Origin of the sequence: Methanosarcina sp., assembly GCF_049706645.1 — an archaeon.
In the GTDB taxonomy this organism is placed as follows: Archaea; Halobacteriota; Methanosarcinia; order Methanosarcinales; family Methanosarcinaceae; genus Methanosarcina.
This window is the reverse complement of the sequence record NZ_JBNAKP010000030.1, coordinates 22,069-30,142: the sequence shown is the minus strand read 5'-3', so window position 1 is coordinate 30,142 and position 8,074 is coordinate 22,069. Positions and strand designations below refer to the sequence as shown.

Annotated in this window: 7 protein-coding genes and 1 pseudogene; 3 read left to right on the top strand and 5 right to left on the bottom strand. The window is 42.9% G+C overall.

What is annotated here, in order from left to right:
- The 3 genes and pseudogenes from ACPK8D_RS11725 to cdhA all read right to left on the bottom strand — a co-directional run.
- A pseudogene (locus tag ACPK8D_RS11725) lies at nucleotides 1-461 on the bottom strand (CO dehydrogenase/CO-methylating acetyl-CoA synthase complex subunit beta); the annotation flags it as partial.
- A 22-nt stretch (nucleotides 462-483) separates the two neighbouring features.
- Nucleotides 484-996, bottom strand: a complete 513-nt coding sequence (gene cdhB / locus ACPK8D_RS11720; protein WP_424718037.1) for a CO dehydrogenase/acetyl-CoA synthase complex subunit epsilon — start codon at nucleotides 994-996, stop codon at nucleotides 484-486.
- A 2-nt stretch (nucleotides 997-998) separates the two neighbouring features.
- Complete coding sequence (gene cdhA, locus ACPK8D_RS11715; RefSeq protein ID WP_424718036.1) at nucleotides 999-3,425, bottom strand: CO dehydrogenase/acetyl-CoA synthase complex subunit alpha; 2,427 nt, start codon at nucleotides 3,423-3,425, stop codon at nucleotides 999-1,001.
- A gap of 1,581 nt (nucleotides 3,426-5,006) precedes the next feature.
- Between cdhA and ACPK8D_RS11710 the strand changes: the two genes are divergently transcribed.
- Nucleotides 5,007-5,630, top strand: coding sequence for a rhomboid family intramembrane serine protease (locus tag ACPK8D_RS11710; RefSeq protein ID WP_424718035.1), 624 nt, complete (start codon nucleotides 5,007-5,009; stop codon nucleotides 5,628-5,630).
- Nucleotides 5,624-6,046, top strand: a complete 423-nt coding sequence (locus ACPK8D_RS11705; RefSeq protein ID WP_424718034.1) for a hypothetical protein — start codon at nucleotides 5,624-5,626, stop codon at nucleotides 6,044-6,046. The genes ACPK8D_RS11710 and ACPK8D_RS11705 overlap by 7 nt, the downstream gene beginning before the upstream one ends.
- Nucleotides 6,047-6,285: 239 nt before the next feature.
- Here ACPK8D_RS11705 and ACPK8D_RS11700 read toward each other — a convergent pair whose 3' ends face one another.
- Nucleotides 6,286-6,477 carry a hypothetical protein gene (locus tag ACPK8D_RS11700; RefSeq protein WP_424718033.1) on the bottom strand — a complete coding sequence of 64 codons (192 nt, stop codon included), beginning with the start codon at nucleotides 6,475-6,477 and terminating at the stop codon, nucleotides 6,286-6,288.
- On the opposite strand from ACPK8D_RS11700, the gene ACPK8D_RS11695 reads away from it, so the two are divergent.
- Complete coding sequence (locus ACPK8D_RS11695; protein WP_424718032.1) at nucleotides 6,446-7,045, top strand: TIGR00288 family NYN domain-containing protein; 600 nt, start codon at nucleotides 6,446-6,448, stop codon at nucleotides 7,043-7,045. The genes ACPK8D_RS11700 and ACPK8D_RS11695 overlap by 32 nt on opposite strands.
- A 40-nt stretch (nucleotides 7,046-7,085) precedes the next feature.
- Here the strand turns inward: ACPK8D_RS11695 and ACPK8D_RS11690 are convergent, their stop codons facing one another.
- Nucleotides 7,086-8,063 carry a methanogenesis marker 12 protein gene (locus ACPK8D_RS11690; RefSeq protein ID WP_424718031.1) on the bottom strand — a complete coding sequence of 326 codons (978 nt, stop codon included), beginning with the start codon at nucleotides 8,061-8,063 and terminating at the stop codon, nucleotides 7,086-7,088.
- Between the last annotated feature and the right edge of the window lie 11 nt (nucleotides 8,064-8,074).

Below are 8,074 nucleotides of genomic sequence, written 5' to 3'. Positions count from 1 at the left end.
TGTTCGGTGTAGAAAGTCACCTGCATCTTCTCAATGAAGGGAAGCTCGGTCTTGAAAAGCATCATGACGGCTTTTCCGAAGGGCTCGAAGGAGTCCATCTTTGCAGCTGTATCCTTGGACATTCTCATCCAGACATCATATCTCTGGTTCAGGTGCATGATGCCCTGGCAATAGTTAATGAAGTCGTGGACACGCCTTTCGACGACAGATTCAAGGTCAGCCTCTACAAGTTCTCCGCCGATGTTGAAGATCATTGCCCAGGGGTAGGTCTTGCCTTCTTCCATATCCTTAAGGTCGGGACCGACAATTGTGACCTTATCATCCTCAATTTCATCCATGGGTTTTGCACGGACAAGTTCCAAACCAAGGGACTTCGGGCCACCGAGTTCGACGAACATTCCTTCCTTTCTTACTCTTTCTCCTTCAAACATTGGGGAAATCTCAAATGGGAATTCTGCCATTAATTTCGCCTCCTAAAAAAATTTATAATAAGGTAATTACCTCATCCAGTGCGACAATGTGATCTTCCCTGCTAAGGTTTCCGAAAGACATCGTTGCATTCTGGACGTAATCTTTGCTTATTGATATAGATTTTACATCACTGAAGTTTTTAACTGCAGACAATACCTGGTTAATGTAGTATTTCTTGAAGCCCAGGAAAATTATTGTGTCATAGTTTCCATTGCCATCAAGCCCAGGCCAATTGGGATCTGTCAGGTAGAAGCCAAGCGCGTGCGCATTAATGTATTTGGCGTTAACATCTTTGCCTACAAAGCCAGGCATAGAAGAGCCGGTTGCTGCAATTGGGATATTCTTTGCTTTTGCAATCTGTATTGCACGATCCAGAACTTCAGGGTTGAGGGCTAAGGTTCCTACTACTAACAGTGGCCTCTTTGCCTTTGAGATAAGCTTGGCGGCAACTTCTGTGGTTATAGCTTTTGAGGTCTTTACACCATAGCTGGTAAACAGTTTGGTGTTCTTAGTGGTGTCAACCATCTTCAGGCCTCCTTGCAAAGTCTCTTGAGGTTAGTTGGCTGTGAAGAGACGTCGAACTTAATCTTCGGGCCGGAAATGATCTTCTTCTTCTTCCAGTCGATTTCCCATCCGTGCTCGCTTTCAAGCTTCTTCAGGAGCATTTCACGCTTGGCTAGTGGGAGATCAGCTTCATTCCTGACAAACTTCCACCAGTCCTCGGGTATAACACCCAGATATTTCTCACTGAGTTCTATCCAGTGGGTCAACTTAATGGATCTGCCCATGTTGTTGTCAGACACGCGGATACAGTTCTTTGCCATCATTACACAGGCTTCCTGCCAGGTTTCTGCAGTGGTAATGAGGAACTCCGGAGATGGCGGGATTGCCAGTTCGGAACCGTTTCTGCTGTCGTAAAGTTTCCACTTGCTGTCGTCGTAGGTCTTGGAAATCAGGGCTCTCCTGTACTTCCCGCTGTGTGGTCCGAGCACTGCAGGAATACCATACATGTTGCATCCTGTACCGATTGCTGCTGCCTTCTGTGAGTATGCACCCCATGCAAGTCCTACTGCACCTACACGGTTAAGTGTGTAATCAGCAATTTCGGCGAGGTTGCCTGAGAGGTTCCTGCCAGCAAATATTGCAGCGACTTTGTGAGCTGTACCTGAAATGTGGGCGTTCGATACGCATGATCCGGTGTTAAGGATGTTACCTTTCTCGAATCTGCCCGGGAACCTCTCGTAGAGAGTTTTGCCGTCAGCATCCTTGAACATACCTATGTCCATTGCGGAACATCCGGAAACAGCAACCAGGTAGTTCCTGTTAAGGAATTCCTCAGCAATGTTGTATACATCCTTGGAGCCTGCAGGATAGTTGGAACATCCGATAATTGCTATAACACCAGGGGTAGTACCCATAACCAGGTTCAGGCCTTCTGCCCTGATTTCAGCGTCGCTTACCTGACCTCTTCCTGCTCTTACAAGTCCCTTCTCTTCAGCAATAGCCTTCAGGGAAGCTTTCTCAATAAGGTTCAGGACGGGTATTTCCTTGTTACAGACCTGTTCACACCTGCGGCAGCCTATACAGAGGTCGTGCAGTTCTTCAAGAGCGGAGTAATCTCCTCCCTTTGCTACTGCGATTGCTGCTGGGATTTCCAGTTCTTCTGGACATGCGAGTGCACATTCTCCACATTCTACACACTTGGAAACAAGGTCTATCATTTCCTGGTCTGTGGGGATGGCTGTAAGCCCTTCTGCTTCGCGGATCGGGGCCATTGCCATGGCGACTCTGGGTACAAGTTCTCCGAGTTTGTCGTAGTCCAGCATCACACAGCCAGGAATCTTGCCGCTAACCAGGTCATCGACGATTGCGTCAACATCGTCATTGGTCCTGTCTGGCAGGCCATACATGATTTTCTCATTGGATGCGATGACCGGAATCTTTAGTTTCTGGCCTTCTTCTACAAGGTCAGCTCTTACGCACTGTTCATCAAGCACGATTACATCAGGAATTCCGGAGCGTACTACCTTTAATTCCTTTGAAATGGTACCGACAATCTTAGCATATGGGGCTTTCCTGTCTTCCCTCTTGTACCTGGTCATGTCGAATGCGGTACAGCAGAGACCTCCGATTTCCATCTTGTCATCAAGGCCATGCTCTTCCATGTAGTCCATGATGTAAGTGACACCGGCAACATTGTGCCCTATAGCAATGATAACTGGCTTTGAAGCATCAAGCGTTCCCATACCTACTTCTACAAGAGGGGCATCAGGGTCAGACTTCGGGAATCCAAGTGAAGTAACCTGAGCTATATCGGAAACCTCCATACCTACGTGGTCAAGAATACCTGCAAGCATTGCCTTGTTATCGTAGTCAATTGCTGCTCCTTCCTGTCCTGCGTGTATGGTTGCAAGCAACTGGCCTAGCTCTTCTTCCACATATTCCATTACGGGTTTGAGGTCGCCGAGTGTCTTGGGCTGCAGGCCTGTAATAAGCTGAATATTGGGGGCAATGACATTTGAAGCACCCATATTAATCGGCATATCTTCCCCGAAGATGTTGATAATGTGATTGAGCAAGTGGCGCCCGTGGGCACTGTGACATGCACAACCTGTAATGCAGCGCAGGAAGAACTCCCTTGCAGTCTGGCCTTTCATATCCAAACCACAGGCTCCTCTCTTATTCCCTTCAAGGTTACATGGTCCAAAGGTACAGTAGCAGCACTGGTCACACATTGGGGTATAGACCGGCTCGTAACGGTCAAGCAGTGTAAAACTCCAGTCCCTTACTGCAGCAACTGAGGGGAAGGGGGTCGGACCCATCGGGCCTGTTTCTTTGCCTGTTTCTTTAGCTTTTTCGGCAACCTCCTTTGCTGCACCTACAATATTATTTATAGTGATCTGAACGGATTCAAGATCTTCTATAGAAAAACTCCCGGTAGTTAGTTTGCTCATTTGAGCTTTACCTCCTAAATTTGTTTAAAGTCGACTTCATAAGACGATTGCAATTTATTATATTCGGCATATTCTACATGATTATAAATTGTATGTTTTGCCGTCTTCTTTAAAGTTACAATCGTTTAAATACTACTTCTCTGGTAAAACGCTTTTAGCTATTTCTTTCAGCTATTAAGCACTGTACCAGCGTTTTTTCAAATAAAATCGTTTTTAGAGGAAATATTTCCTTGCTAAAGTCGTTTTTAGGGCTTCAATTCTCTTCATGACCTTTTTTACGCCCTTTATCTCAAAAAAAACCGTTTTTGCCAACGATTGAGACCTTAATCCTAAGCAGAGGTCGCTACCGATGGATAATGAACACTAATTAAATCTCTAAACGTACCAAATCTATATAACATTTTCTAATTTGTAACACGTCATTTCGAGAAGGGTAAAATGGGAATTTCAAAATCAGTAGACTTTAAAAATTTATTTTAATTAGTAATACAAAATGTAAATTAGTGTCTTTAGATATGGTTTTTTTTTTTAAAATCCTTCTCTGTACTTGTATTTTTTTTTAAGTGCTACTAATTATTACTAATTATGTTTTTTCTTCGTTTTTAAAACAAAAAATTGTATAAATATCTGTTACTGAATAATGGACTTATCCTTTAACAAAACTTATCCTATCTGAGAATATATAATTTATATAAATAATTCAAATTTTATAATTTTACATCTAATAATCAAATGGAAAATTATTTATATCCTTTGAATTTTCGTGCGGCTTTACATAGTAAACGCCGTAAACTATTTTTTCATTTTTTTCAGGAAAGAAATAAATATAATCTTCTCGTTTGAATATTAATCAATATATTTTCCAATTTAAATAATATCTGTTTCAATTTAAATAGCATTGATACCTTCCTGAATAGATCCGCTTTTGGATAAATCCATTCTTGAATAGATTCATTCCTGGACATAATAATATTTCTTCAGGAATTGAGTTTGTATTCCTCAACGAGCTTTAAACTTCGGACTTATCTCACTGAAGGTTTAGAACGAAGAGAAATTGTCTTATTCAATATAAGAACTCTGGAAATAGGATTCTATAATTAAGGTGAGTATCTAAACTAGGGTATCCGGAAATTTACTGGCTTATCTTTAAAGCGCTTAAATCACAACACATTGAACTTGATTTCATAATCGGTTTCTCAAAATTAATAATCTTACTCCACAACTGTATCATATTTATATCTCATGTATTGAGTCAGCTATTTCAACCTCAAAGTTAAAGTTATACCCAGCTTAGAGGAATTGAAGTGACTACAATATAACTTTCTATGCGTAATTCTGTACTCGAAGATTATAAATAACTGCTTACAGGCTTATTACACGCTGATATCCAGGCAAGTGTCAATGATCAAATCAATGGAAATAATATTACTGATATCACCTTAAGCTGGGATCACTTTATCTGGGTTGCAGGTGAGGTACTTTAATTGCCTCAGATTGACGCAATTTATACTATACTAAACCAGAGAGTAATCGGAAATATGTTTGACCTTAATGCATCTTATATTCCCGGAGGTGGGACCGGTGGCAGGTAAAGATTCGATTTCGGCAAGCCCGTCGATGTTAATCATTGTTCTCTGCACACTTTCATTCTTCCTGGAAATGATTCCGGGTATAGGCTACCTCTATGTAAGCGCTTTTCAGTTTGACCCTAACTCTCTTGTGACAAGGCCGTGGACGCTTGTCACATATATATTTCTACACACCGGTTTATTGCATCTTTTATTCAATATGATCGTCCTGTACTTTTTCGGGACTGCACTTGAGAGGCGGGTCGGTAACAGACAGCTCCTGGCAATTTTTTTCACTGCCGGAATTCTATCGGCAATAGGGTATACTTTTCTAAGCCGGCCCATTTTCAGTATCTCTCCTGGCCCGATGGTTGGGGCAAGTGGAGCAATCTACGGAGTCTTTGCAGCCCTTACAATGCTTGAACCGGATATTCGTGTCTATGTCTACTTTATCCCTATGAAACTAAAACATGCCCTCGTGCTTTTTGCTCTCTTTGATTTTCTTATGGTTGGCTCGTCGGACATGATAGCTCATACAGCCCATCTTAGCGGTCTCTTTGTCGGTCTCTATATGGGACTTCGTATAAAGAAAATTCAGGAAAATACTGCAAAATCCAGATACATCGGCAGGTGGTAAATCTGGAAGGGGACAAGCTTCTCGAGGGCACATACTATTATCCAAGGCCCGAGCCCGGAGAGAAAGTCCCTATCCAGGTCTTAAATTACAGGAGGCTATTTGCAGCCTGGTCTCCGGAGTTGAAGAAAACTCTGTATTTTGAAAAATTGCCTGAGGATGAAAACCTGAAAAGGATAAGGGAAATTGTCCTTCTCCAGGTCTATGACTGGCTTGCGGGCAGGGAGGGGTTGATAGAGCTTACTGACCCGGAATTTGAGCAATTCATGGAAGTTTATGAGGCTTTTCTGGAGAAACTCGGGGAAATTCAGTACATAAGGCGTAAAAAAGGACGAAAGATGGAAAACATCTTTGAACTCAAGGAATCTCCGTATGTTATCCGGGAAGTAAAAAAGGGGCCCTTTTCCGATAAATTATAATTCTATAAATTATATATTATGTTTTTATAGATCGGAATTTTTGCCTTGACGGATTTTCCTTCCGTTTTTTTGCAGGAAAAATCTCCGGTTTTTCAATCCATTAATTTACAGAAGGACAAAATTACAAATTTTGATCGCCTTAATATGCAAATGTTTTACTACAGAAAAGCAGATATTATGTATAATCGGATTGTATGCAAATTGCGGTATTAAGATTTAAATCTTAGAAATTCGGAACTTTAAACCTCAAAAGCTGACGGCTGAAGCATAAACTCTGCAACAGCAGATTGGAGGGCTGCTGGAAGTATAGCTTCCCCCCAGGGTTGGTGCTGTACGGTCTGGCGCAAACACATAAGAGTACAGGTTCCGTGAACTGCAAGATCACAGAGGACATTGATAATGAAACCTGTAAAAAGCGGAATTGATTCCATCTCAAAATACCTCCGCTCGAAAAAAGAAGTTGGCAGGCGGAAAATAGGACTTCTAGTGGATGGTCCGAATATCCTCAGAAAAGAATTTGATGTAAATCTCGAGGAGATAAGGGACGTCCTGAAAGACTATGGAAATATCAAAATCGGGCGTGTTTTCCTTAACCAGTACGCCTCTGACAAGCTTGTGGAAGCTATCGAAAATCATGGGCTTGAACCTATAATTTGTTCTAGCGATGTTGATGTGCGCCTTGCAGTAGAGGGCATGGAGCTAGTATATAACCCTAACATTGACACCCTGGCGATCGTGACCAGGGATGCGGACTTCAAGCCACTGTTGAACAAGGCAAACGAACATGGCAAAGAGACTATTATTTTCGGGGTTGAACCCGGTTTTTCCACAGCGCTCAAGAATTCTGCGGACTATGTTATTCTTATGAAAAAAGACAGAATGAGCAGTTATGATGAGACCGATGGAATGGGCTCAGGTGAAGGAAAAATTGATGCAGCGGAATATCAGGACAGCATATATGAAGAGTCTGTAGAAAAGACCTGTGTAGAAAAAACCTGATTTAAACCTGTCCTTTTATGATATCCCTTTCCCACTTTTTTCAAGGATAGTTAACGTCTACGCCGAGGATCTCTTTTTCTCCGGCAAAAACATCCCGTGCTATCTCGGCACAGCCTATTGCAGCATGCCACTTTCCGAGACACTGGCATTCCTGCCCCAGGTGTAAACGGATTTTCTTCTGCACATATTCGAATTCGCCTACGGACCCCGCAAGAAAAATCTCTCCGGTTGTCTCATAGTCCTTAAGAAGGAGCTTCATTGAGGCGATTTCCATAGCCGCAAACAGTGCTATAGTATCAAGAGCAAGGAGGGCAGGACTTTCTTCTTTTCCGGCTGCACTGAGTAGTTCTTCCCTATCTTTATATGGGGTCATTTTCAGAGTCCCTGCCTCTATAAAAGCCTGATTCGCAGTGCAGTGCCCATTGTCCACATCCCGGATAGCCTGCAGGTCAAGAGGGCCATGGTGAACGCCCGGGGCAAATATGCAGGCATCGATTGCACCAATTACCTTCCCATCGGCAACGGCAAGAGTAACAGTATTTGAACTTATATCGGAAACCACGAAATTCTTATAGCCAAGGCACAGGATATGGTAAGCAATCCCCAGCTTCTCAGGGCTTGTAAGATGGGAAAATACTTTCATTCTGGGATCCACCTTGCTCTCAGTATGAAGGCCAGGGATTGCTATCGCCGAAATTTCTGAGTTCCTGATGGCATCAAAAACTCTTGTGCCTCCTCCTGTCTTTTTTCCAGCTCCTTCAATGCTCTTGAGCCCCCTTCCTTCCAGGCTCCTCACATCCTTAATTGCGGAAAAACCGTCTCCCATCGAGTACGTCAGCGCAATCAGGTCGATTGTTTCACGCCGGATTCCAAAATTTTCCTCAAGCGAAGTCAGAATCGCATTTTCGGACATGGCAGCTGCCTCAGCCCTCCCAAGCTCAAAGGTCAGGGTCTTTTCCCCTTCTATCAGAGCAAAACGCATTGCAGTTGTGCCATGATCAATCCCTATAAACGCCAATTATTTGTCTC

What these genes read in the sequence shown, in the direction of transcription:
- ACPK8D_RS11700 (WP_424718033.1), bottom strand. Translation starts at nt 6,477, where the DNA reads ATGGAATCAATTCCGCTTTTTACAGGTTTCATTATCAATGTCCTCTGT.
- cdhB (WP_424718037.1), bottom strand. Translation starts at nt 996, where the DNA reads ATGGTTGACACCACTAAGAACACCAAACTGTTTACCAGCTATGGTGTA.
- ACPK8D_RS11695 (WP_424718032.1), top strand. Translation starts at nt 6,446, where the DNA reads ATGAAACCTGTAAAAAGCGGAATTGATTCCATCTCAAAATACCTCCGC.
- cdhA (WP_424718036.1), bottom strand. Translation starts at nt 3,425, where the DNA reads ATGAGCAAACTAACTACCGGGAGTTTTTCTATAGAAGATCTTGAATCC.